The organism is Pseudomonas sp. B21-056, assembly GCF_026016325.1.
Taxonomy (GTDB): domain Bacteria; phylum Pseudomonadota; class Gammaproteobacteria; order Pseudomonadales; family Pseudomonadaceae; genus Aquipseudomonas.
Genome location: NZ_CP087203.1, coordinates 2,446,470 through 2,469,897 on the forward strand (window position 1 = coordinate 2,446,470; position 23,428 = coordinate 2,469,897).

General features: G+C 61.2%; 20 protein-coding genes and 1 tRNA gene. 6 read left to right on the plus strand and 15 right to left on the minus strand.

Annotated features, from left to right (window positions below; all coding sequences use genetic code 11):
* Window positions 1–52: 52 nt before the first annotated feature.
* From LOY67_RS10935 to LOY67_RS10980, 10 genes are all read right to left on the minus strand, one after another.
* A complete protein-coding gene (locus LOY67_RS10935; RefSeq protein ID WP_265067169.1) occupies window positions 53–2,008 on the minus strand; it encodes an acetoacetate--CoA ligase in 1,956 nt (651 codons plus the stop codon).
* 217 nt (window positions 2,009–2,225) lie between these two features.
* Complete coding sequence (locus LOY67_RS10940; protein ID WP_265067748.1) at window positions 2,226–2,996, minus strand: 3-hydroxybutyrate dehydrogenase; 771 nt, start codon at window positions 2,994–2,996, stop codon at window positions 2,226–2,228.
* A 13-nt stretch (window positions 2,997–3,009) separates the two neighbouring features.
* On the minus strand, window positions 3,010–4,401 hold the full coding sequence (locus LOY67_RS10945) for a GntP family permease (protein WP_265067170.1): 1,392 nt from the start codon (window positions 4,399–4,401) through the stop codon (window positions 3,010–3,012).
* Window positions 4,402–4,684: 283 nt separating this feature from the next.
* Window positions 4,685–6,100, minus strand: a complete 1,416-nt coding sequence (locus tag LOY67_RS10950; protein ID WP_265067171.1) for a sigma-54 interaction domain-containing protein — start codon at window positions 6,098–6,100, stop codon at window positions 4,685–4,687.
* A gap of 127 nt (window positions 6,101–6,227) precedes the next feature.
* Window positions 6,228–7,808, minus strand: coding sequence for an ABC transporter ATP-binding protein (locus tag LOY67_RS10955; RefSeq protein ID WP_265067749.1), 1,581 nt, complete (start codon window positions 7,806–7,808; stop codon window positions 6,228–6,230).
* Window positions 7,809–7,815: 7 nt separating this feature from the next.
* Entirely contained in the window at window positions 7,816–8,838 is a 1,023-nt protein-coding gene (locus tag LOY67_RS10960) for an ABC transporter permease (RefSeq protein ID WP_265067172.1), read from the minus strand.
* Window positions 8,838–9,896, minus strand: a complete 1,059-nt coding sequence (locus LOY67_RS10965; protein WP_265067173.1) for a microcin C ABC transporter permease YejB — start codon at window positions 9,894–9,896, stop codon at window positions 8,838–8,840. Before LOY67_RS10965 ends, LOY67_RS10960 begins: the two co-directional genes overlap by 1 nt.
* Window positions 9,896–11,764, minus strand: coding sequence for an extracellular solute-binding protein (locus LOY67_RS10970; protein WP_265067174.1), 1,869 nt, complete (start codon window positions 11,762–11,764; stop codon window positions 9,896–9,898). Before LOY67_RS10970 ends, LOY67_RS10965 begins: the two co-directional genes overlap by 1 nt.
* Window positions 11,765–11,898: 134 nt before the next feature.
* Window positions 11,899–12,180, minus strand: a complete 282-nt coding sequence (locus LOY67_RS10975) for a peptidylprolyl isomerase (protein ID WP_016774509.1) — start codon at window positions 12,178–12,180, stop codon at window positions 11,899–11,901.
* Window positions 12,181–12,274: 94 nt separating this feature from the next.
* Window positions 12,275–13,153 carry an esterase/lipase family protein gene (locus LOY67_RS10980; protein WP_265067175.1) on the minus strand — a complete coding sequence of 293 codons (879 nt, stop codon included), beginning with the start codon at window positions 13,151–13,153 and terminating at the stop codon, window positions 12,275–12,277.
* A 326-nt stretch (window positions 13,154–13,479) separates the two neighbouring features.
* Between LOY67_RS10980 and LOY67_RS10985 the strand changes: the two genes are divergently transcribed.
* Window positions 13,480–14,565, plus strand: a complete 1,086-nt coding sequence (locus LOY67_RS10985; RefSeq protein ID WP_265067176.1) for a hypothetical protein — start codon at window positions 13,480–13,482, stop codon at window positions 14,563–14,565.
* Here LOY67_RS10985 and LOY67_RS10990 read toward each other — a convergent pair.
* A complete protein-coding gene (locus tag LOY67_RS10990) occupies window positions 14,554–15,624 on the minus strand; it encodes a 3-deoxy-7-phosphoheptulonate synthase (RefSeq protein ID WP_265067177.1) in 1,071 nt (356 codons plus the stop codon). The genes LOY67_RS10985 and LOY67_RS10990 overlap by 12 nt on opposite strands.
* A gap of 325 nt (window positions 15,625–15,949) precedes the next feature.
* Entirely contained in the window at window positions 15,950–16,078 is a 129-nt protein-coding gene (locus tag LOY67_RS10995) for a hypothetical protein (protein WP_265067178.1), read from the minus strand.
* Window positions 16,079–16,227: 149 nt separating this feature from the next.
* Between LOY67_RS10995 and LOY67_RS11000 the strand changes: the two genes are divergently transcribed.
* The 5 genes from LOY67_RS11000 to LOY67_RS11020 all read left to right on the plus strand — a co-directional run bounded on the left by LOY67_RS11000 (window position 16,228) and on the right by LOY67_RS11020 (window position 19,989).
* The gene (locus tag LOY67_RS11000) at window positions 16,228–16,662 is read left to right on the plus strand and encodes a GNAT family N-acetyltransferase (protein WP_265067179.1); all 435 of its coding nucleotides are present in this window, start codon (window positions 16,228–16,230) and stop codon (window positions 16,660–16,662) included.
* A 127-nt stretch (window positions 16,663–16,789) separates the two neighbouring features.
* Complete coding sequence (gene uvrY, locus LOY67_RS11005; RefSeq protein ID WP_024781217.1) at window positions 16,790–17,431, plus strand: UvrY/SirA/GacA family response regulator transcription factor; 642 nt, start codon at window positions 16,790–16,792, stop codon at window positions 17,429–17,431.
* Between the two features lie 2 nt (window positions 17,432–17,433).
* Entirely contained in the window at window positions 17,434–19,257 is a 1,824-nt protein-coding gene (uvrC, locus tag LOY67_RS11010; protein WP_265067180.1) for an excinuclease ABC subunit UvrC, read from the plus strand.
* 32 nt (window positions 19,258–19,289) lie between these two features.
* Window positions 19,290–19,850 carry a CDP-diacylglycerol--glycerol-3-phosphate 3-phosphatidyltransferase gene (gene pgsA / locus LOY67_RS11015; RefSeq protein ID WP_265067181.1) on the plus strand — a complete coding sequence of 187 codons (561 nt, stop codon included), beginning with the start codon at window positions 19,290–19,292 and terminating at the stop codon, window positions 19,848–19,850.
* A 63-nt stretch (window positions 19,851–19,913) separates the two neighbouring features.
* Window positions 19,914–19,989 (plus strand) — tRNA-Gly (locus LOY67_RS11020).
* 273 nt (window positions 19,990–20,262) lie between these two features.
* Here the strand turns inward: LOY67_RS11020 and LOY67_RS11025 are convergent.
* The 3 genes from LOY67_RS11025 to LOY67_RS11035 all read right to left on the minus strand — a co-directional run bounded on the left by LOY67_RS11025 (window position 20,263) and on the right by LOY67_RS11035 (window position 23,380).
* Window positions 20,263–21,165 carry a transporter gene (locus LOY67_RS11025; protein ID WP_265067182.1) on the minus strand — a complete coding sequence of 301 codons (903 nt, stop codon included), beginning with the start codon at window positions 21,163–21,165 and terminating at the stop codon, window positions 20,263–20,265.
* A gap of 33 nt (window positions 21,166–21,198) precedes the next feature.
* Window positions 21,199–22,002, minus strand: a complete 804-nt coding sequence (locus LOY67_RS11030) for an alpha/beta fold hydrolase (RefSeq protein WP_265067183.1) — start codon at window positions 22,000–22,002, stop codon at window positions 21,199–21,201.
* Window positions 22,003–22,126: 124 nt separating this feature from the next.
* The gene (locus LOY67_RS11035; protein WP_265067184.1) at window positions 22,127–23,380 is read right to left on the minus strand and encodes an FAD-dependent oxidoreductase; all 1,254 of its coding nucleotides are present in this window, start codon (window positions 23,378–23,380) and stop codon (window positions 22,127–22,129) included.
* Window positions 23,381–23,428 lie beyond the last annotated feature (48 nt).

The following is a 23,428-nucleotide window of genomic DNA, read 5'->3' on the forward strand; positions in this document are numbered from 1 at the left end:
AGCCCAACGGGGATAAATCCCCTCGCCACAGAAAAGCAGTTTTGTGGGGTGCCTAGGTGGCCAGCTCCGGCCGATCCCGAAACTGCTCCAGCGCCTCGGGGTTAGCCAGCGCATCGGTGTTTTTCACCGCTTCGCCATGCACCACATTGCGCACCGCCAGCTCCACCACTTTGCCGCTGATGGTCCGCGGAATGTCGCTGACCGCGAGGATCTTCGCCGGTACATGGCGCGGCGTGGTGTTGGCGCGGATGACCTGGCGGATCCGTTGCTCCAGGGCATCATCCAGGACCACGCCCTCTTGCAGGCGCACGAACAGCACCACCCGCACATCTCCTTGCCATTGCTGGCCGATGGCGACGCTGTCCAGCACCTCTTCAACCTTTTCCACCTGCCGATAGATTTCCGCCGTACCGATGCGCACGCCGCCGGGGTTGAGCACCGCGTCGGAGCGGCCATGGATCAGGAAACCTCCGTGGGGCAGTTCCTCGGCGTAATCGCCTTGGGCCCACACACCGGGAAACTGGCTGAAGTAGGAGGCCCGGAGTTTTTCCTGTCGAGGGTCGTTCCACAGGCCAATGGGCATCGCCGGGAAATGCCGGGTGCACACCAGCTCGCCTTTCTCGCCGATGACGGCCTGCCCCACGTCGTTCCAGACCTGCACCGCCATGCCCAGGCTCTTGCCCTGCATCTCGCCGCGACGCACCGCCGACAACGGGTTGCCGTTGACGAAGCACGAGACGATGTCGGTGCCGCCGGACATCGATGCCAGGCAGACGTCGGGCTTGAAATCACGGTACACGTAGTCGTAGCTATGGGGCGCCAGCGCCGAGCCGGTGGACAGCAGGGTCCTGAGGCTGCCCAGGTCGTGGCTCTGCCGAGGCTTCAGGCCCTGGCTTTCCAGGGCGGCCAGGAACTTGGGGCTGGTGCCGAACACGCTGATGCGCTGCTGGTCGACCAGGTCCAGCAAGCGCTCGGGGCCCGGGTGAAACGGTGAACCGTCGTAGAGCACCACCGCACTGCCGACAGCGAGGGCCGACACCAGCCAGTTCCACATCATCCAGCCGCAGGTGGTGTAGTAGAACAGCCGATCCTCGGGGCTGAGGTCGACGTGCAGGCCATGTTCCTTGACGTGTTGCAGCAACACGCCGCCGGTGCCGTGGACGATGCACTTCGGCACGCCGGTGGTGCCGCTGGAGTAGAGGATGTACAGCGGATGATCGAACGGCACGGCAACGAATTGCGGCTCGCCGCCGGCTTGGTAGAACCCGTCCCACAGCGCAACCCTGGCCGAGGTCCTGAAATCCTCGGCGCTGGCGTCCGGCAGGGCGTAGGGCAGCACGATCAGCTGTTGCAACGAGGGCAGCCGTTCGAGGATTTCGTTGACCTTGGGCCGTTGGTCGATGACCTTGCCGGCGTAGCGGTAACCGGCGCAGGTGATCAGCACCTTGGGCTCGATCTGGCCGAAACGGTCGATCACCCCTTGGGTGCCGAAGTCCGGCGACGAGCAGGACCAGATCGCCCCCAGGCTGGTGGTGGCGAGCATGCCCACCAGGGTCTGCCAGGTGTTGGGCATGCAGGCGGCGACGCGGTCGCCTTGGCTTACGCCGGCCGCTTGCAGGCTTTTCTGCAGGCCGGCGACGTGGGCGGCGAGTTCGGCCCAGGTCAGGTGTTCCTGGCCGCCGTTTTCATCAATGGCAACCACCGCCACCTCGGCATCGCGACGACGCAGCAGATGTTCGGCAAAGTTCAGCGTCGCCCCTGGGAACCAGCGGGCACTGGGCATCTGCGGGCCTTCTTGCAGTACCTCGGTGGGCGCCTGGTGAAAGCGGATCTCGAAGAAATCGACGATGGCCTGCCAGAAGGCTTCGCGCTGGTCGATGCTCCAGGCATGCAGGGTGGGGTAGTTGTTGAGTTGCAGGTGATGCCGTTCGTTGACGAACTGGCGAAAGGCGTTCATGCGCGACCGGGCGATGCGTTCGGGGTCGGGTTGCCAGAGGATGTCGGACATGGGGTGCCTCTTGTTCTTGATGTACACACAAACTATAGAGCGAGCCGGGGCGTCAGGTGGAATGCAATCCTGTGGCGAGGGGATTTCTCAACGCTGGGCTGCGAAGCAGCCCTAAATCCTGACACCTCGGTGCATCAGACAGATGGTATTGGCTGTATTGGGGCCGCTTCGCGGCCCAGCGGGGATAAATCCCCTCGCCACAAGGGATTTCTCAACGCTACTGAGCCAACCACCCACCATCGATATTCCACGCCGCGCCACGCACCTGGCTGCCGGCTTCGCTGCACAGGAACAGCACCAGTTCCCCCAGTTGCGGCGGGGTGACGAATTCCAGGGACGGTTGCTTCTCGGCCAGCAGGTCATGCTGGGCCTGTTGCGGGTCGATGCCGCTGGCGATGCGGTCGTCGATCTGCTTCTGCACCAGCGGGGTCAGCACCCAGCCGGGGCAGATGGCGTTGCAGGTGACGTTGCTGGTGGCGGTTTCCAGGCCGACCACTTTGGTCAGGCCGATCACCCCGTGCTTGGCCGCGACATAGGCAGCCTTGCCCAGCGAGCCGACCTGGCCGTGGACCGAGGCGATGTTGACGATCCGCCCCCAGCCCTTGCTGCGCATCCCCGGCAGGCTCAGGCGGGTGGCATGGAACACCGAGGACAGGTTGATGGCGATGATCGAGTCCCAGCGCTCCACCGGGAAATCTTCCACGGCGGCCACATGCTGGATGCCGGCGTTGTTCACCAGAATGTCGACGCCGCCGAATTCCCGTTCGGCATAGGCGAGCATGTCGGCGATCTGCGCCGGGTCACTGACATCGGCCGGATGATGGCCGACCTTGCCGCCGAATTGTTGCACTTCAGCGATCACCGCCGAGGCATCGCCAAAGCCGTTGAGGATCAAGTCGGCGCCGGCCTTGGCCAGGCTCAGGGCGATGCCCAGGCCGATGCCGCTGGTAGAGCCGGTGACCAGGGCCGTCTTGCCGCTAAGAGTTATCGTCATAGGAACCTCACACAATGCCAGTGGCATAGAACACGCCGATCACCACGAAAACCGCGAGGGTCTTGATCAGCGTAATGCAGAAAATGTCTTTGTAGGCTTCACGGTGGGTCAGCCCGGTGACCGCCAGCAGGGTGATTACCGCGCCGTTGTGAGGCAGGGTGTCCATGCCGCCGCTGGCCATGGCCGCCACCCGGTGCAGCACTTCCAAGGGAATGTTGGCGGCATGGGCGGCGCTGATGAAGGTTTCGGACATCGCCGCCAGGGCGATGCTCATGCCCCCCGACGCGGAACCGGTGATGCCCGCCAGCAGCGTCACTGTCACGGCTTCGTTGACCAATGGGTTGGGAATGCTCTTGAGCCAGTCGGCCAGTACCAGGAAGCCCGGCAAGGAGGCGATAACCGCGCCGAAGCCGTATTCCGAAGCGGTATTCATCGCCGCGAGCAACGCACCGCCTACCGCACTTTTACTGCCTTCGGCCAGCTTGCTGCGAATGGCCCGGAAGCCGAACAGCAACACCATGATGATGCCCACCAGCAGCGCGGCCTGGACCGCCCAGATCGCGGTGAGCTTGGCGACATCGCTGGTCACCGGTGCCGCCATGCCCGGCAGCGCCAGGCTGTGGGTCTTGCCGTACCACTGGGGGAGCCACTGGGTGAACAGCAGGTTCATGATGCCGACCGCCAGCAGCGGCGAAACGGCGATCCAGGGATTGGGCAGTTGGATGTCTTCGGCGGTTTCCGGCTCGTTGCGCAGTTCGGTGCCGTAGCCTTCGCCCACGCGCTGGGCCTTGTTGCGCTGGCGTTGCAGGAACAGCATGCCGATGCTGAACACGAACAGCGTGCCGATCACCCCCAGCCACGGCGCGGCCCAGGCGGTGGTGTTGAAGAAGGTGCTGGGGATGATGTTCTGGATCTGCGGCGTGCCGGGCAGGGCGTCCATGGTGAACGAGAACGCACCGAGGGCGATGGTGGCCGGGATCAGGCGCTTGGGGATATTGCTCTGGCGGAACATTTCGGCGGCGAACGGGTATACCGCGAACACCACAACGAACAGCGACACGCCACCATAGGTCAGCAGGGCGCAGACCAGCACGATCACCAGCATCGCCTGACGGGTGCCCAGCAGGCGAATCGCCGCGGCCACGATGGAGCGGGAGAAGCCCGACAACTCGATCAGCTTGCCGAACACCGCGCCGAGCAGGAACACCGGGAAATACAGTTTGATGAACCCGACCATTTTCTCCATGAACACCCCGGTGAAAGCAGGGGCGACGGCGGAGGGATCGGTGAGCAGGACGGCGCCGAGGGCGGCGATGGGGGCAAAGAGGATGACGCTGTAGCCACGGTAGGCGGCAACCATCAGCAGCGCGAGGGCTGCCAAGGCAATGATCACACTCATGGTGTGTCTCCTGGGATTGTTATTTTTGTGGTGAAGCGGTGGGAGGGGCTATAGCGGGTTTTGTGCCAGGTTTGTAACTTGTTGAAATATATGAGGTTTGTTGTTTGGCTTGAGAAGATATGGAGAGTGCTGTCTCTATTTGGAGATTTTTTGATTCGGATGGCCTCATCGCGAGCAAGCTCGCTCCCACGAGATTACCGCATTCCCCTGTGGGAGCGAGCTTGCTCGCGATGAGTGCAAAGCACTCAAAATCGCTATCTCGATAAGGAGAATGAATATCTCTTTATTGAGACTCGACAATCCCCAACGCCACCATCTTCTTGTACAACGTCGACCGTCCCAGCCCCAACCGCTCCGCTGCCTCGACCACCTTGCCCCCGCATTGCGCGAGGGTGGTTTCGATCAACTGCCGATCGAATCGAGCCCGGGCCTGGCTGAAGGTTTCCTGCGCCAGCGGCTCCAGGCTTGGGCTGGCCGTGCGGGTCACCGGCATGAACGTGCCGATGGCGGCGCGGATGTCGGCAGCGGTCAGCAGCAGGTTATCGCTGAGCAATGCGGCCCGCTCCAGCACGTTGCGCAATTCGCGGATGTTGCCCGGCCAGGCGTGTTGCCCCAGCAGGTCGAGGGCGTCGTGGTTCAGTTCGTGCTGGCTGCGCAGTTCTTCGAGGATCGCTTCGCTCAGGGCCGGCAGGTCATCCAGGCGCTCGCGCAGGGGCGGGACCTGGATCGGCAGTACGTTGAGGCGGTAATACAGGTCGGCGCGAAATTCGCCGCGTTTGATCGCGGCTTCCAGGTCCATTGAAGTGGCGGCGATCACGCGCACATCGCTTTGCAACACTTCGTTGGAGCCCACCGGTTCGTATTCCTTTTCCTGCAGCACCCGCAGCAGTTTGCTTTGCAGCGGCAAGGGCATGTCGCCGATCTCATCCAGGAATAACGTGCCGCCCTGGGCGATCTGCAGTTTGCCGGCGCGGCCCTTGCGGTCGGCCCCGGTGAACGCTCCAGGCGCGGTGCCGAAGAACTCGGCTTCCAGCAGCGATTCCGGAATCGCCGCGCTGTTGATGCTGACGAATGCCTTGTGCGCCCGTGGCGAGGCACTGTGGATCGCCTGGGCCAGCAGCTCTTTGCCGGTACCGGTTTCGCCGAGCAGCAGCACCGGCGAGTCGGTGCTGGCGCTGCGTCGGGCGCGGCGCTTGACCTCAAGGCCGGCGCTGCTGGTGCCGATGAAATGGGCGAAGTTGTACTTGGTCTGCCGCGCCCGCAGCAGGGAGCGGGTCGAGGCGAGTTCTTCCTGCATGCTCTGGTAGCGCTTGAGCATCGGCGACAGGCTGTGCAGTTCACCGAACAAGGCAAAACCGATGGCGCCGATGACCGCGCCGGCGCTGTCATGGATCGGCAGGCGCATGACCACCAGCGGCTCCTTGGGCATGTCCTGCATGTCCAGCAGGATCGGCCGCCCGGTCCGCACCACTTCGCGCAGCAGGCTGCCGGGGATCACGCTCTCGCAGGCCCGACCGATGGCCTCCTGGGCCGAGTTCAGGCCGAAGCGCCGGGCGTAGCGCTCGTTCATCCAGACGATGTTCGCGTCACGGTCGACAATCACCGTGCCTTCGCTGGACTGCTCGATGATCTCGAACAAGGAGCGGATTGCCAGGGTGCGTACGCGCTTGTAGTCCTTGAGGTTTTCGGTGGGGGTCATGGTCCGGTCCTTGTGTGTTGCCTGTCAGGCCGCCATCGCGAGCAGGCTCCCCACAGGTGTCCGCATTCCAATGTGGGAGCGAGCTTGCTCGCGATGGGCGCGACACGGTGTCAAGTCATGCGCCGCATTATGCCCACCCCGGATGCGCCGCCGCCAACAGCTCCTTGGTGTAAGGATGTTGTGGCGCCTCGAACACCTCATGGCTGGCGCCGCATTCGACGACCTTGCCGTCCTTGATCACGATCATGTCGTGGGCCAGGGCGCGGACCACCGCCAGGTCGTGGCTGATGAACAGGTAGGTCAGGCCGTGCTTCTCCTGAAGCTGACGGAGCAGGGCGACCACTTGTTTCTGCACGGTGCGATCCAGCGCCGACGTGGGTTCGTCCAGCAGGATCAGCGCCGGCTTGAGCACCAGGGCCCGGGCAATGGCGATGCGCTGACGTTGCCCGCCGGAAAATTCGTGGGGGTAGCGGTGGCGGCTCTGTGGGTCGAGGCCGACTTCCTTGAGGGCCTGGATCACCCGGGCTTCGCATTCCTGGGCACTGGACGGATTGTGGACCTCAAGGCCCTCGCTGATGATCTGCTGCACCGACATCCGTGGGCTGAGGCTGCCGAACGGGTCCTGGAACACCACCTGCATCTGCTTGCGCCAGGGCCGCAGTGCTTTCTGCGACAAAGCGTCGAGGGCTTCACCCTGGAAGCGAATGCTGCCTTCGGATTCGATCAGCCGCAGGATCGCCTGGCCAAGGGTGGACTTGCCGGAGCCAGACTCGCCGACGATGCCCAGGGTCTTGCCGCGCTGGATATTCAGGCTGATGCCGTCGACGGCGTGCAGGTATTCCTTGCGCCGGAACAACCCGCCGCCCAGGGCGAAACTGACCCTCAGGTCCTGGACCTGCAGCACGTCTTCGCGCGCGTCCCGGGGCAGGGCTTCACCCTCCGGTTCGGCGTGCAGCAGTTCACAGCTGTAGGGGTGCTTCGGCGCGCTGAAGAGGGTTTCGCACGGCGCCTGTTCGACGATTTCCCCGGCCTTCATCACGCATACCCGCTGGGCGATGCTGCGCACCAGGTTCAGGTCGTGGCTGATCAGCAGCAGGGACATGCCGAGCCGTTGCTGGAGTGACTTGAGCAGCAGCAGGATCTTGCGCTGCACCGTCACGTCCAGCGCGGTGGTCGGCTCATCGGCGATCAGCAACTCCGGCTCACAAGCCAGGGCCATGGCGATCATCACCCGCTGGCGCTGGCCGCCGGAGAGTTGATGCGGGTAGGCCTTGAGCCGTTCGACAGGTTTCTGGATGCCGACCAGGGCCAGCAGTTCCAGGATGCGTTGCCGCGCCGCTTTGCCGCCCAGGCCCTTGTGCAGCATCAGGGTTTCGCCGATCTGCTTTTCGACGCTGTGCAGCGGGTTCAGGGAGGTCATCGGCTCCTGGAAGATCATCGCGATGCGGTTGCCGCGCAGCGCCCGCAGGGTGCTGGCCTGGGCACCAACCAGTTCCTGGCCGCGATAGCGAATGCTGCCGCTGGTGCGGGCCTCGGTTGGCGGCAGCAGTTGCAGGATCGAATGGGCGGTCACCGACTTGCCGGAGCCCGACTCGCCGACCAGGGCCAGGCACTCGCCAGGGCGGATGTCCAGGCACAGGTTGCGCACGACGGTTTGGTCGTTGAAGGCCACGCTCAGGTCGCGGATCTCGATCAGGTTGTCACGCACGTCCGGATCAGGACCTGGGATCGAATGCATCACGCAATGCCTCGCCAATGAACACCAACAGGGAAAGAATCAGGGCCAGGGTGAAGAATGCCGTCAGCCCCAGCCAGGGTGCTTGCAGGTTCTGTTTGCCTTGGGCAATCAGTTCGCCCAGGGACGCGCTGCCGGCCGGCATGCCGAAGCCGAGGAAGTCCAGGGCGGTGAGGGTGGAAATCGCCCCGGTGAGGATGAACGGCAGGTAGCTCAGGGTGGCGTTCATCGCATTGGGCAGGATGTGCCGCACGATCACCTTGCGGTCGGTCAGCCCCAGGGCCCTCGCAGCCTTGACGTATTCAAGATTGCGCCCGCGCAGGAATTCGGCGCGGACCACGTCCACCAGGGCCAACCAGGAGAACAGCGCCATGATCCCCAGCAGCCACCAGAAATTCGGTTCGACGAAGCCGGACAGGATGATCAGCAGATAGAGCACCGGCAGCCCCGACCAGACTTCCAGCAGGCGTTGCCCCAACAGGTCCACCCAGCCGCCGTAGTAACCCTGCAACGCCCCGGCAGCGATGCCGATCAGCGCACTGATGGTGGTCAGCGCCAGGGCGAACAGGATCGAGACCCGGGCGCCGAAGATCACCCGGGCCAATACGTCCCGGGACTGGTCGTCGGTGCCCAGCCAGTTCACCGAGGTGGGCGGGCTCGGGGCCGGTCGGTTGAGGTCGTAGTTGGGCGTGTCGTCGCTGAACGGGATCGGCGGGAACAGCAGCCAGCCGCCGTCCTTGTGGATCAGGTTCTGCACGTAGCTGCTGCGATAGTCGGCCTGGAACGGTAGCTGGCCGCCAAATTCCTGTTCGGTGTAGCGCTTGAACACCGGGAAATACAGAGAGTTCTGATAGCTCACCAGCAGTGGCTTGTCATTGGCGATCAACTCGCCGCCCAGGGTCAGGATGAACAGGCCGATGAACAGCCACAGCGACCACCAGCCGCGGCGGTTCTTCTTGAAACGCTCGAAGCGCCGTCGGCCCAAGGGGGAAAACTGCAGCATCAGGCGTTCCTCGCGGCGAAGTCGATGCGGGGGTCCACCAGGGTGTAGCAAAGGTCGCCGATGAGTTTGATCAGCAGGCCGAACAACGTGAAGATGAACAGCGAGCCGAACACCACCGGATAGTCCCGGGACACGGCCGCCTCGTAGCTCATGCGGCCCAGGCCATCGAGGGAAAAGATCACCTCGATCAGCAACGAGCCGGCGAAGAACACGCTGATGAACGCCTGGGGGATCCCCGACACCACCAACAGCATCGCGTTGCGGAACACGTGGCCATACAGCACCCGTCGTTCGCTCATGCCTTTGGCCCGTGCCGTGACCACGTATTGGCGGGTGATTTCATTGAGGAACGAGTTCTTGGTCAGGATCGTCAGGGTGGCGAAGCCGCCAATCACCAGGGACGTGACCGGCAGCACCAGGTGCCAGAAGTAGTCGGTGATCTTGCCCAGGGTCGACAGCGATTCGAAGTTGTCCGACACCAGCCCGCGCACCGGAAACCAGTTCAGCGACGTGCCGCCGGCGAACATCATGATCAGGAACATCGCGAAGAGGAACGCCGGCATGGCATAGCCGATGATGATCGCCGTGCTGCTCCACACGTCGAAGGCGGAACCGTGGCGCACCGCCTTGCGAATGCCCAGCGGGATCGACACCAGGTAGGTAATCAGCGTCGCCCAGAGCCCGAGGGAAATGGTCACCGGCATCTTTTCCAGGATCAGGTCGGTGACCGTGGCGCCACGGAAGAAACTCTTGCCGAAGTCCAGGCGGGCGTAGCTGCTGAGCATCAGCCACAGGCGCTCATGGGCCGGTTTGTCGAAGCCGTATTGTTTCTCGATGTCCTTGATCAATTGCGGGTCCAGGCCGCGGCTGGCCCGGGAACTGCCGGTCATGGCGTTGCCCGAACTGCCGACGCTGGCGCCGCCGATGCCTTGCAGGTGGGCGATGGCCTGTTCCACCGGGCCGCCCGGCGCCGCCTGGACGATGACGAAATTCACCAGCAGGATGATCACCAACGTTGGAATGATCAGCAGCAAGCGCCGCGCGACATAAGCCCACATCAGTGACGCCCTCCAGAGGTGCCACGCCTGATGTGTTCGGCGGTCATCTGTTCGTTGGTTAGCGGTGTGGTGCTGACTTCCCACCAGCTCTCGATGGCTTCGTCATTGGCGGCCTGCACCTTCGGCATGCCGAAGCGGTTCCACCATACCGTCGAGCTGCCCGGCGGATAGTAGTTGGGGATCCAGTAGTAATTCCATTGCAGCACCCGGTCCAGGGCGTGGGCGTGACGGAGCATGTCGTCCTGGGTGGTGGCCTTGACCAGCCCGTCGATCAGGGCATCGACAGCGGGGTTCTGCAACGCCATGTAGTTGTTGGCGCCCGGATCGTTGGCCGCCGCCGAGCCGAAGTAATTGGAGAGCTCGGTGCCGGGCGAGGTGCTGACCGGGTAGCCGGTGACGATCATGTCGTAGTCGCGACTCATCAGGCGGTTGACGTACTGGGACGGGTCGATGCGACGGATGCTCATGTCGATGCCGATCTGCGCCAGGGTACGCTTGTAGGGCAGCAGCAGGCGGTCCATGCCGTTCTGGCTGTTGAGGAAAGTGAAGCTCAGCGGCTCACCTTCGGCATTTACCAGGCGGTCGCCGTCGGGTTTCCAGCCGGCCTGTTTCAACAGTGCCAGGGCTTGCAATTGCTTGTCGCGGATCACGCCGCTGCCGTCGGTCTTCGGCGCCTGGAACACCTGGGTAAAGACCTCGTCGGGGACTTTCCCGCGCAACGGTTCAAGGATCGCCAGCTCGCTCGCGTCGGGCAGTTCTCGGGCGGCCAGGTCGGTGTTGGAGAAGAAACTCTGCTGGCGCACATAGAGGTTGCGCATCATCTGACGGTTGCTCCATTCGAAATCCCAGAGCATCGCCAGGGCCTGGCGTACCCGGCGATCCTGGAACACCGGTTTTTGCAGATTGAACACGAAACCCTGGGCCGTTTGCGGGGCTTCGGTGGCCAGGTGGGCTTTTTGCAGGCGTCCGTCGCGCAGCGCCGGACTGTCGTAGCCGATGGAGAAACCCGTGGCGGAGAATTCGCGGTTGTAGTCGTAGGCACCGCCGCGCAGCACCTGGCGCGCCACGTCGGTGTCGCCGAAATACTCGATGCTGAAATGATCGAAGTTGTAGAGCCCGCGGCTGACCGGCAGGTCCTTGCCCCACCAGTCGGCGTTACGTTCGAAGGTGATGCTGCGTCCGGAATCGACCTTGCCGACCCGGTACGGCCCGCTGCCCAGCGGCGCTTCATAACCGCCTCCGCTGGCGAAATCGCGGGTTTTCCACCAGTGCTCGGGAAACACCGGCAGGGTGGCGATGTCCAGGGCCAGGGTGCGGCTTTCGTTGTTCTTGAAATCGAAGCGCACGGTGCGCTCGCCTTCTACTTCGACGCCTTTGACGGCCGCGAACTGGGTGCGATAGCGCAGGCTGCCCTGGGTCATCAATAGCTCGAAGCTGTAGCGCACGTCTTCGGCGGTGATGGGCTTGCCATCGGCGAAGCGCGCCTTGGGGTTCAGGTAGAAACGCAGGGACAGGCCATCGTCGGCGCGTTCCATGCTTTGTGCGACCAGGCCATAGACGGTGTAGGGCTCATCCAGGGAACGCTGGGCCAGGGGCGAATAGAGCATGCCGTCGATCTGACTGACGCCGATGCCTTTATCGATATAGGGTAGTACGTGGTCGAACTGGCCGATCTCGATGGCCGAGCGGCGCAGGGTGCCACCTTTGGGGGCCTGGGGGTTGGCGTAGACGAAATGGCTGAAGCCTTCAGGGTATCTGGCCGGTTCACCATAGACGGTCAATGCGTGTTGCGGTGCGGCAGACACGCCGGCAACGCCTGTCAGCAGGAGCGCGGCAGTCAAGAGCAGGGAGGGGAACGCCAGTCGCATTGTCAGCCTTAAAGCCGGGTGATCGATGACACGATTTGTACGCGAGCGGCGCGCTGATCGCCAGCCCTGTGGTCAAGGAGATGTTACGAGGGAGTTGTGTGGTGAGGGGGCAGGCTCCCTCACCACCGTCATCCTCAGTCCTGGCGGCTGGTTACTTCCAGCAGGTGGTAGCCGAATTGGGTCTTGACCGGGCCCTGCACCACATTGATCGGGGCGCTGAACACTACGGTGTCGAATTCCTTGACCATCTGGCCCGGGCCGAACGAACCCAGGTCACCACCCTGACGGCTGGACGGGCACGAGGAGTTGGCTTTCGCGACTTCGGCGAAATCGGCGCCGGCTTCGATCTGGGCCTTGAGTTCGTTGCACTTGTCTTCGCTGGACACCAGGATGTGGCGGGCAGTGGCTTTGGCCATGGGAAATTCCTTTCAATGGATTTAAAGGGTGAGAGCCTACCGGAATCATTAAAGGGTTGTTGTCAAAAATGCGTCAAAACCATGAGCCTGTCGATCATAGGCCCGCTTTGCGCAGGCGTTCGGCGTGCCGCACATAAAGGTCCAGTGCAGTTGTTCCCTTGTGCGTGCACCCAGGCGGTTGGTTGATGGCTTGCATGTGATCCATCGGATAGTCGGAGCGGATGACCTTGCCCAGGTGCGAGCTGAAACGCCCGACCAGGCCGTCGTTCTGCCCGGCTTCGGTGATGAAGTACTCGGAAAAGGCCCGGCAGAACACCTGGAAGGGGTCCATCGTCTCGGGCCCTTCGCCGGATGCGTCTTGCAACGTGCCGCTCCAGGAGTAGTAGCGCACGCCGTTGACCCGTTCCGGGCCCTTGCTCCCCCAGCTCCTGGGCAAGCCTTGCGGGTACTTGTCGTTGAATGCGCCGACGCCTTCGGTGGTCAGTGCCGCCAGTGCGGCAATGGCATTGTGGGGGAGCTGTGCCTGGCCGCTCAGCAATGAAATGAAGTCGGCAAACAACGTGGCGACCCTGCTTGCCACATGCTCGGGCAGGCGCCCGGGGGTGAGGGCCTTGCGCAGGAAGTCGGCCAGTTCGGAGCCGTGGTTGGGCCCGCTGACCGATGTCACCGAGGCGACCCGCTCGGGTGCCATTGCTGCGGCGTAACGGGCCGCCAACGCGCCTTGGCCATGGCCGATCAGGTTGACCCGGGTGGCCCCGGTTCCGCTCAGGACCCGATCGATCTGGGCCAGCAACTCTTCGCCGCGAGCCTCATTGGTGTAGGTTGCCGACAGGTAGGGAATGAATACCCGGGCGCCGGCGGTGCGCAGTGTCTGCTTGATGCCTTGGAAAAGTTCGGAGCCTGCGACCCTGTCAAACCCGAACAAACCATGTACCAACAGAATAGGAAATTGAGTGGTTGCATTCCGTTGCATGTTCGTACCTTTTTCGAAGAGGTTCATGTTGAATTTGCGACACCACTGTAAAGCAGGCTCCTGCGCCGAGGTGTAGGAAGAAACCGCTGTGGCCGACCGAAAACGGACTAAAGAAGGCGGGAAGAATCAGAAAAGTGGCCGAATGATGGGTTTGGTTTCGGGATGCGTCTGATAGCCCCTGTCGCATGCAGCTACAGTCTCAAGCGCAAGGGACCACCCGTGCTGTCGTCTCGTCTGACTGCGGGTTCCGGATGATCAGGCTTTAATGGTTCTATCAGGCGCCTTCATCTGGAGATGGCGTCTTCATCCAAGGACTGGATCTATACATGACCTCTGACCCATTTGGCCGGCGCGCCCGGCTTACCGCTCGGACGAAACTCCGGGCGCCCATTCTGGCGGCGGCAAAGGGTGGGGTGATCAACCCCGCCTGGGGCAAGGTTGCCATCACCCTTAAACCCTACCCGATGATGACGTGCGGCGATGAAGTGCTGCTGTTCTGGCACGGGCTCAATTCGGACGGCGAGCCGTACCGACATGAAATACGCAGGTCCATCACCGAGCGACAAGTCGACCGGGACATCATTTTCGTGGTGCGCGAACCCCACATCGCCGAGCTCGACAGTGGTTCCCTGGAGATCTCCTATCGGGTTACCGGTAAACGGCTTCCGGCCCCGATGCATTCGGAGCCCCTGCAACTGGTGATCGGCGACGTACCCCCGCAGCTGCTGCCGGCCATTGCCAACGATGCCGTGGGCGGCAGTCTCGATCCGAAGCGTGTGCCCGATGGCACCTGCGTGAGCATCCGGCCCTATTCGAGAATGGCTGTCGGGGACCGGCTGATCCTGATCGGCAGCAGGGACTCCAAGGCGCTCTGGCGCGATGTGCTGGACATCGAGGCTCATGCCGTCGGCCGCGAGGTGTCGTTCTGGATGGAATACGCGCAGATCGCTCCGCACCTGGGGCATCACCTGGATCTGGCTTACGTCGTCAGGCGCGGGCATTCCGTACGCCGCGCCGAATCCTTGTCGCTGCATATCGGCGCCCTGGTGCGCCCGCCGCTTAGGGCGCCCAGGATCCTGGGGCTGAAGGAAGGGGAGTTGGACGTCGACGAGCAAGAGAAGGGGGTGACCGTGATCATCGACAATGCCGGGTTCGAGATTGGCGAGTTGGTCTGGTTGCAATGCGACGGCAGCTACGCCCATGTCGGTGAGCGTGAGATTGTCCAGGCCAATGTCGGTCAACCGATTACTTTCCTGGTCCCGGCGGACTATTGGCAGAGTCAGCGGGGCAGATCGGTGCGCGTTCGGTACCAGATCGAGCGGCTGGATGATGTGAGCCAGCATTTCGCCGGGGTCGAGATTCACGTGCGCGCCCTCTCGAGGGAGGGCGCGCACGGCAACTCAGGTGGCTGATATCAGTTGGCGATGGGCCTGGAGCAACAGTTGCTCGGTGGATTCCCAGCCGAGGCATCCGTCGGTCACCGACACGCCGTAGCGCATCGACGGGCTGATCGCCTGGCAGCCTTCGAACAGGTGGCTCTCGATCATCATGCCGATCAGCGCGTGGTTACCTTGCAGCCGCTGCGCCAACACGTCATTGAAGACCTGTGGCTGGCGCGTGGGATCCTTGCCGCTGTTGGCATGGCTGCAATCCACCATGATGCGGGCCGGGATTTTCAGGCGGCTCAGGTCATTGTGGATCTGCGCGACGCTTTGCTGGTCGTAGTTCGGACCGCGATGCCCACCACGCAGTACCAGGTGGGTGTCGGGGTTGCCCTGGGTCTGGATGATTGCCGGATGGCCCTGACTGTCGACGCCGAAGTGCCGGTGGGGATGGGCGGCGGAGCGCATGGCGTCGCAGGCGATGCCGACCCCGCCGTCGGTGCCGTTCTTGAAACCGACCGGCATGCCCAGGCCGCTGGCCATTTCCCGGTGGATCTGCGATTCGGTGGTGCGGGCGCCGATGGCGACCCAACTGAGCAGGTCGTCGAAGTAGTTGGCGGCCATGGGCTGCAACAGTTCGGTGGCAACGGGCAGGCCGAGCTGCAGCATTTCACGCATCAGTTCCCGGGACAGCGTCAGGCCGGCGGCCATGTCATCGCTGCCATCCAGGTCGGGGTCGTACGCCAGGCCTTTCCAGCCCACGGTCGTGCGGGGCTTTTCCACGTAGGCGCGCATCACCAGCAGCATGCTGTCGCTCACCTCGTGGGCCAGGCGAGCCAGGTTGGCGGCGTATTCGAGGGCGGATTTCGGATCGTGGATCGAGCAGGGGCCGACGATGACCAGCAAGCGAGCATCCTCGCCATCGAGGATTGCGCGGATGGCCTGGCGATGGGCGTCGACTTGTTGGCTCAACGCGTGGTTGAGCGGCAATTGGTGCTTGAGCTGCAACGAGCTGGGCAGTCGCAGGGTCAGGGCTTCATTGGCAGGGTTGAGCGTGGACAGCGGCAAAGCGGAGACGGACGAGTTCATGATCTGGCTTCCTGGGCGAGCAGCGGGTTCGTTCCCGCGCCGGCCCTAGTGGGGTGTTCGACAGTTGGCCGTACTGGCCTGGAGTGTTGGTTTGCCACCGATAGGTGACCGATCGGAGGCGGCAGGCTGTCCCGAGCGGAGGCTGGTAAATCGCCAGGCGCAAAAGTCGTAACGGTAATAAGTGGCGTAGTTCATGGCTCGATCCTCAAGTTGTCGGTGTTGCAAAAAGGCAGGGGCTGAAAAAACAAAACCCCCGGTCGGGAGGCCGACCGGGGGTTTATGAACTCTGGAAGGCGACCCGTTTAAAGTGGGCGCCGGTTGGGTATCAGGCGCGCCAGTGGCTAAACCAATACCCAAAATAAAAGTTGACCGGAGCAGCAACGCCGTTCACCCGGACAGCCGCAACCGAGCGCGGGGCGCTGACGGGTTGAAGTTGTGAGAGGGCGTTGAACATGGTCTGTCTCCGATGAATGGTCCTGAGCTTACTCGAGCCTGGGGCGACCGTTCAATAAGAAGTTTCTATCACCGGGATGCAATTGTTCATGGCGTTGAGTCTGGCTGGCATTATGACAAACTCAGGTTTTGAACCTTGACGAGGTGCTCATGGGTTTCCAGTGGCGTGCGGCCACGGCTACGGACATCGGGTTCGCCCGGCAACTGACCTGCACCAACATGCTGCCGTATTACCTGCGCCATGATTTGCTCTGGCAGGACGAGGCGTTCGACCTGGCGTGGATCATTCGTCAGAACTGGATCATTAGCCGTGAAGGCCAGGACCTGGGTTTTGTCAGCCTCAGCCGGGATGCCCGGGCGCTGTATATCCGGGAATTGCAGATCGACCAGGCATTCCGGGGGCAGGGCGCCGGTACCTGGGCGATCGGACAGGTCTGGGACATGGTCGCGCTGGAGCGACGGCCGGCGTTGCGTCTGACGGTGTTCAAGGACAACCCGGCCAGGAAGCTCTACGAACGCATGGGGCTATACGTCGCGGGCGAGGATGAGTGTTTCCTGAGAATGCAGCGAGACGCCGGTGCTTGAGGCCTCGGCTAGCTTGTCCCATGAAGATTTGCTGTAACTTTTTAATGCCCCTTGGCGCTAGGTCTGCCCGAAGCTTTTTGCTAAGGTGTGGGGCAGTCCATATAAGACCGAATGGTGAGGTGTCTGCTTGATTAGGGTGTTAGTGGTCGATGACCACGATCTCGTTCGTACGGGCATTACACGAATGCTGGCTGACATCGACGGTCTGCAGGTGGTTGGCCAGGCTGAATCCGGGGAAGAGTCCCTGATCAAGGCGCGTGAATTGAAACCCGATGTGGTCCTCATGGACGTGAAGATGCCCGGCATCGGCGGTCTTGAGGCCACGCGCAAACTGCTGCGCAGTCACCCGGATATCAAGGTGGTCGCGGTAACCGTCTGTGAAGAGGATCCGTTCCCGACCCGGTTGTTGCAAGCGGGGGCGGCGGGTTACCTCACCAAGGGCGCCGGTTTGAACGAGATGGTCCAGGCCATCCGCCTGGTGTTCGCCGGGCAGCGTTACATCAGCCCGCAGATTGCCCAGCAGTTGGCAATCAAGTCATTCCAGCCGACCAACGAATCGCCTTTCGACGCCTTGTCCGAGCGGGAAATCCAGATCGCGCTGATGATTGTCGGCTGCCAAAAAGTACAGATCATCTCCGATAAGCTGTGCCTGTCGCCGAAAACCGTCAACACCTACCGTTACCGTATCTTCGAGAAGCTTTCGATCAGCAGTGATGTCGAGTTGACGTTGCTGGCGGTGCGCCACGGCATGGTCGATGCCAGCGCCTGATAATGACCGAACTGTTTGATCCCAGTGCTTTCCTGTCCACATGCAGTGGCCGCCCCGGCGTGTACCGCATGTTCGACAGCGATGCGCGCCTGCTGTACGTGGGCAAGGCCAAGAATCTCAAGAAGCGCCTGGCCAGTTACTTCCGCAAGACCGGCCTGGCCCCCAAGACCGCCGCACTGGTGGGGCGCATCGCGCAGATCGAAACCACCATCACCGCCAATGAAACCGAAGCACTGCTGCTCGAGCAGACGCTGATCAAGGAATGGCGGCCGCCTTACAACATCCTGTTGCGCGACGACAAATCCTACCCCTACGTGTTCCTGTCCGATGGGGCGTTCCCGCGCCTGAGCATCCACCGTGGCGCGAAAAAGGCCAAGGGCCGCTATTTCGGTCCATACCCTAGCGCCGGTGCGATTCGTGAAAGCCTGAGCCTGCTGCAGAAGACCTTCTTCGTGCGCCAGTGTGAAGACAGCTATTACAAGAACCGCACCCGGCCTTGCTTGCAATACCAGATCAAACGCTGCAAGGCGCCTTGCGTGGGGTTTGTCGAGCCCGAGGTCTACGCCGAGGACGTGCGCCACTCGGTGATGTTCCTGGAAGGTCGCAGCAATGCACTGACCGATGAATTATCGGCCGCGATGGAAGAGGCGGCGATCAATCTCGAATTTGAAAAAGCCGCCGAACTGCGGGACCAGATCGGCCTGCTGCGCCGTGTGCAGGACCAGCAGAGCATGGAAGGTGGCAGCGGCGATGTCGACGTGATCGCGTCGTTCATCAACCCGGGCGGCGCCTGCGTGCACCTGATCAGCGTGCGTGGCGGCCGTGTGCTCGGTAGCAAGAACTTCTTCCCCCAGGTGGGTATCGAGGAAGACGTGGCCGAGGTCATGTCGGCGTTTCTCGGCCAGTACTACGTCAGCAGCCCGGAACGCGACCTGCCGAGCGAATTGATCGTCAACGTGGTTCATGAGGACTTCCCGACCCTGATCGAAGCCATTCATACGCTTCGCGGTCGCGAGCTGACCATCAGCCATCGAGTGCGCGGCACCCGCGCGCGCTGGCAGCAACTGGCCGTGACCAACGCCGAACAGGCCCTGGGTGCGCGCCTGGCCAACCGTCAGCACGTCGCGGCGCGGTTCGATGCCTTGGCCGACGTCCTCAATCTGGACGAACCACCGCAGCGGCTGGAGTGCTACGACATCAGCCACTCCAGCGGCGAGGCCACCGTGGCCTCCTGCGTGGTGTTCGGCCCGGAAGGCCCGATCAAGTCCGATTACCGCCGCTATAACATCGAAGGCGTGACCGCCGGCGATGACTATGCGGCGATGCACCAGGCCCTGATGCGACGCTTCGGCAAGCTGAAGGACGGGGAGGGCAAGCTCCCGGACATCCTGTTGGTGGACGGCGGCAAGGGCCAACTGTCCATGGCCCGCGATGTGCTCAACGAACTGATGGTTCCCGACCTGATCCTGCTCGGCGTGGCCAAGGGTGCCACGCGCAAGGCCGGTTTCGAGACCCTGTACCTGAACGACGCGGCCCATGAATTCACCCTGAAAGGGGATTCTCCGGCGTTGCACCTGATCCAGCAGATCCGCGACGAAGCCCACCGGTTCGCCATCACCGGCCACCGCGCCCGCCGTGGCAAGACTCGCCGCACCTCCACCCTGGAAGGCGTGGCGGGAGTTGGCCCGACACGGCGACGGGACCTGTTGAAACATTTTGGTGGATTGCAGGAGCTGTCTCGTGCCAGCATCGAAGAGATCGCCAAAGCCCCCGGTATCAGTAAAAAGCTCGCAGAGTCGATTTATGCAAACCTGCATAGCGAGTAGAATGCCCGTCAACCTCGCAGCCAGTTGTGCCGATGAATATCCCAAATCTGCTTACCGTTCTACGCGTCCTGCTCATTCCGATCTTCATACTGCTGTTCTATTTGCCGTACCACTGGAGCTACGTGGCCTCTGCTTCGGTCTTTGCCTTCGCCGCCGCGACGGACTGGCTGGACGGCTACCTGGCCCGCCGCCTGGAACAGAGCACACCGTTTGGTGCGTTCCTCGATCCGGTGGCCGACAAGCTGATGGTCGCAGTGGCCCTGGTGCTGCTGGTGCAGGAACACGGCAACCTCTGGCTGACCTTGCCGGCGGCGGTGATCATTGGCCGCGAAATCGTCGTCTCGGCACTCCGCGAATGGATGGCCGAACTGGGCGCCCGCGCCCAGGTGGCCGTGTCGAACCTGGGCAAATGGAAAACCGCCGCGCAAATGCTCGCTCTGGTCATCCTGCTGGCCAACCCCTCGGACTTCAGCTTCTGGGTGTTGCTGGGTTATGCACTGCTGCTGATTTCCGCCGGCCTGACGCTGTGGTCGATGGTCCAGTACCTACGCGCCGCTTGGCCGCATCTGCGGACCGATGTGGGACAGAAATAAAACTTTTTTGAATCAAAGGGTTGACGGCGTAATCTGAATCTATAGAATGCGCCACACCAAGACGCGGGAATAGCTCAGTTGGTAGAGCACGACCTTGCCAAGGTCGGGGTCGCGAGTTCGAGTCTCGTTTCCCGCTCCAGGATTCAGAAAAAAAGCCACTCAGATGAGTGGCTTTTTTTTGCGCGTCATACATGTTGACTGGATCAAGCTAATAATCATCGCTACCTGTATGGGTGCGATTCGCAAGAGTGAACGACAACCATACCGCAGATGCTTGATCCTAATGAGCGGCAACTAGTTGCTAATAGTTGTTAGCCCTGACGGAGCCGCTTTTGTTGGTCTGGTCGTAAGGGTCAGTTGCCGGCTCCGCTGGCCTTGGCAGTGAAGGTCAATTCATTCCGTCCGGTCTGAATTAGAAAGGAAAGGAGAACTGAAACCAGAGTTTTCCGCCTTGACTTTGATTCTCTGCGATGACATCTCGCTGGTACTTCAACGCCATGGCCACGCCAGGTTTGGGTGAGTATCGAATTTGTGGGCCGATAGCCGCGGCTCGACTGCGATTACCGTCGAGGAACACCTGTCCGTCCAGTTTGTCATCAGATAATTGATCATAATAATACCCCTGGAGCCCCAACTGGATGGTTGGTGAGATGGAGTAGCCAATCATTTGTTCGAGGTGGACGGTTGCGCCGGATTTATAGTCTGTTTCTTTATTTTTGCTGTTGATAGCGGCGGATACCGTCCCACTGACCTCGATGTTGGTAGAGGGGAACCATGTATACCCGTAGGAAGGTTGCCAGGAGTAGTAATGGAATCCGGGATTGGCAAGTCTATCCTTGTCATAGGAGCCTGTAGGAATCACCAGGTCCAGAGGAGAGAAGACTTGATGCAGCGTCCCGCTCTCATTGACGAGGCCGAATATGATCGGCTTGATAGTGAAGTTGCCCATCCCGAACTTGTTTGATTCCTGATTACCCACAGTGATCGAAGTATTCAACATGGTCGCGACAATACCAGACGACAAAGTGAAGTCGGCCAGGCGTGTTTCCCAGCCATGGTCAAGACGCAGGGCTTCGATGGCAATTTGTGCTTTGAATTTGACCGGCAGCTTATTACCGTCACTGTCGTTTATTCGGTTGGCCGAAGCAAAGGCGGTGTAGTTGTAAACCCTGTTCTCACCCGGTTGAGTCGTGAGCCCATTTAATACCGAGTGAACGCCGACAGGAAAGGCGACGACTCCGTTTTCTACCGCATAAACCTGAGTGGAGATTAACGTGAACAATGCAATATATTTTGTTTTTTTAAGCATTTTCATAGATCACCGTTTGGCGCAGATTCAGTGGTTAAGTCAGTTGCTGCGGCTACAGAAGGACGCTATAAGTTGGCGGCTGGTCTTGGACTCATCGAGGAGCAGGTGGCCGACGGCTTCCAGTAGCTCAAGCTCAATACCGGGGAACTTGTGTAGCCAGGCGTAGGCTTGGTCGACGGGGATCACACGGTCTTTTTTACCCCAGACCAGCAACGTCGCAGCCGGTAGAGGATCCTGCGTCGAGTTGATGAGCAGGCTGCGAAACCCATGGCGCGTGAGTCCCCCCACAGTCGCTGATTCGCGGGCACGGAGGGCGGTGAATTCAGGGTCGTCCGTCGTTGGGAGAAAGGGCGCGAGCGTGCTCGTGTCTTCAACCAAGTAACTGGGTAACTCCTGAGGTGAAATAGCGCCGAGATTGGTCATCGGTGCTTCTGGGCAATCGAGCCCGGCAGGGCACAGCAAGGCCAGGCTTTCAATATGCTCTGGGTGAGTAAGAGCAAATTCAGCCGCCAGGCGGCCGCCCAAGGAGCAGCCGACCAAGTGGATTTTAGCCAGGCCCAGTGCATCCAATAATCCCTTGTAGTGAGCAACATAATCCAGGGTGGATGTCAGGTGAGGGGCATCAGCGGATTCGGCGAACCCCGGGTGATACGGAACATAAACTTTGAAATCATTTATCCAGTCGCGGGCAAAATCAAAACCGTGAAAGGTACTGGCGCCATGAAAATAGAACAGAGGGCGCCCAGTGCCAGCCGTATACAGAACTTGCTCAACACCCTGAACAGTAATTTCAAGGCGTTCAAAGTCGCGCGTGCTGACGCGTGAATCTTTCAGTCGAGTCATTTTAATTATCTCACTGGTTAAAGAGTCCGCATGCACGCGCATTGAATGCAGGCTCAAGCGAGCACACGGCGCGCTCTTACGCGACGTGGAGTTGCATGCAGACAGTTCAGTGTGTCGGTATTGATCAGCGGAATTGCGATTGGCGCTGGCTGAGATCGATGCCGGCGTTTGGAGTAGGGTCGGTGCCCTCCCAGCGTGAACCAGGGCGGATGACATCGCCAATCAGTTTGAATGGGTACAGCATCATCTGGCGTCCTGCCTCGGGGTTGTCAGCCGTGGCCTGAAGCCGTTCCATGTCCAGGCGACGTTGGATCGGATCCTTCTCTTCGACCATGCGTTTGTTCTCCGACGCGCCAGCCGAGGCGACCTCCCAAAATACCCGCTTGCGCTCAATCGCCCATTGATCAAGGACGTCATCCTTGGATTCGTTGCGCAGAACCGCAGCCAGCAGATCAGCGAGAATCATGCCGTCCCAGAGTCCACCGGTAAGCCCTAGACCACCCAGCGGATTGGTGGCGTGAGCCGCATCACCTGCCAGCAGCGTTCTGCCGACGCGAAATGACGAGGCTGCGCGTTGGTGAATGGTGTAGGGGTTCGAGGCCACCAATTCGAACGGTTCGTCCTTGGGCATGATTCGGGCATAGCGCTGCATAATCCGCTCGCGATGGGTTTCGGGCGCCAGCGTGCCGTCTTCGGCATAGGTAACCCGCCAGAAGTCGGGTTTGCCCAGGGACATGACAACGCCACCGTCGATTGGGTCGAGCATGATGTTTGCGGGACAATAACCATGCTTGGTGAAATTACAGTAGACGTTGGTCGCAACGAAACGAGTGGGCCATGTATGGCCGTCAAAGCTCAGGTCCAGCAGCTTCCGAATTGTGCTGCGTGCGCCGTCGCAGCCGATCACATAGTCGGCTTTGAGAACCTGCTCTCCCTCCGGTGTCATGACGGTTAATGCGACGCCGTGACTATCTTGCGACAGGGCCAGCACCCTATGGTTAAAACGAATATCAACACCGACTTTTTCCGCGTGGCGAATGGCGATCAATGCCAGTTCATCCTGACCGCAATGAAGCTGATACTCATAGGTAATGCCCTTCATCACCGAATGCTGAATCTCTGAAATAAACCCGAACTCCGGAATTCGCGTAGCGAAGGATATTCCGCGCTCGGACGCAGCAGTCACGTCTTGAAGCATGCCCAACTTATCAAGAGCGGTGATCGTCGATGGAAAATAGACGGAGGCACGTGGTGCGTCCGACACCTTGGCATCTGCCTCAAGGACGATTACCGAAACGTTCTCCTGAGCGAGTGCGAGAGCAGTCAGAAGACCCACGGGGCCGGCACCGACAATGATTACTTGAGCGCTGTGTTTCATCTGGATCACCCATTATTATTGTTAGTTGTCTTATGTTCATTGATGATA

What these genes read in the sequence shown, in the direction of transcription:
- LOY67_RS10975 (WP_016774509.1), bottom strand. Translation starts at nt 12,180, where the DNA reads ATGGCCAAAGCCACTGCCCGCCACATCCTGGTGTCCAGCGAAGACAAG.
- LOY67_RS10945 (WP_265067170.1), bottom strand. Translation starts at nt 4,401, where the DNA reads ATGAGTGTGATCATTGCCTTGGCAGCCCTCGCGCTGCTGATGGTTGCC.
- LOY67_RS10965 (WP_265067173.1), bottom strand. Translation starts at nt 9,896, where the DNA reads ATGTGGGCTTATGTCGCGCGGCGCTTGCTGCTGATCATTCCAACGTTG.
- pgsA (WP_265067181.1), top strand. Translation starts at nt 19,290, where the DNA reads ATGAATATCCCAAATCTGCTTACCGTTCTACGCGTCCTGCTCATTCCG.
- LOY67_RS11000 (WP_265067179.1), top strand. Translation starts at nt 16,228, where the DNA reads ATGGGTTTCCAGTGGCGTGCGGCCACGGCTACGGACATCGGGTTCGCC.
- LOY67_RS10950 (WP_265067171.1), bottom strand. Translation starts at nt 6,100, where the DNA reads ATGACCCCCACCGAAAACCTCAAGGACTACAAGCGCGTACGCACCCTG.
- LOY67_RS10980 (WP_265067175.1), bottom strand. Translation starts at nt 13,153, where the DNA reads ATGCAACGGAATGCAACCACTCAATTTCCTATTCTGTTGGTACATGGT.
- LOY67_RS10985 (WP_265067176.1), top strand. Translation starts at nt 13,480, where the DNA reads ATGACCTCTGACCCATTTGGCCGGCGCGCCCGGCTTACCGCTCGGACG.
- LOY67_RS11035 (WP_265067184.1), bottom strand. Translation starts at nt 23,380, where the DNA reads ATGAAACACAGCGCTCAAGTAATCATTGTCGGTGCCGGCCCCGTGGGT.
- uvrC (WP_265067180.1), top strand. Translation starts at nt 17,434, where the DNA reads ATGACCGAACTGTTTGATCCCAGTGCTTTCCTGTCCACATGCAGTGGC.
- LOY67_RS10935 (WP_265067169.1), bottom strand. Translation starts at nt 2,008, where the DNA reads ATGTCCGACATCCTCTGGCAACCCGACCCCGAACGCATCGCCCGGTCG.
- LOY67_RS10960 (WP_265067172.1), bottom strand. Translation starts at nt 8,838, where the DNA reads ATGCTGCAGTTTTCCCCCTTGGGCCGACGGCGCTTCGAGCGTTTCAAG.
- LOY67_RS10995 (WP_265067178.1), bottom strand. Translation starts at nt 16,078, where the DNA reads ATGTTCAACGCCCTCTCACAACTTCAACCCGTCAGCGCCCCGCGCTCG.
- LOY67_RS11030 (WP_265067183.1), bottom strand. Translation starts at nt 22,002, where the DNA reads ATGACTCGACTGAAAGATTCACGCGTCAGCACGCGCGACTTTGAACGC.
- LOY67_RS10970 (WP_265067174.1), bottom strand. Translation starts at nt 11,764, where the DNA reads ATGCGACTGGCGTTCCCCTCCCTGCTCTTGACTGCCGCGCTCCTGCTG.
- LOY67_RS10990 (WP_265067177.1), bottom strand. Translation starts at nt 15,624, where the DNA reads ATGAACTCGTCCGTCTCCGCTTTGCCGCTGTCCACGCTCAACCCTGCC.
- LOY67_RS11025 (WP_265067182.1), bottom strand. Translation starts at nt 21,165, where the DNA reads ATGAAAATGCTTAAAAAAACAAAATATATTGCATTGTTCACGTTAATC.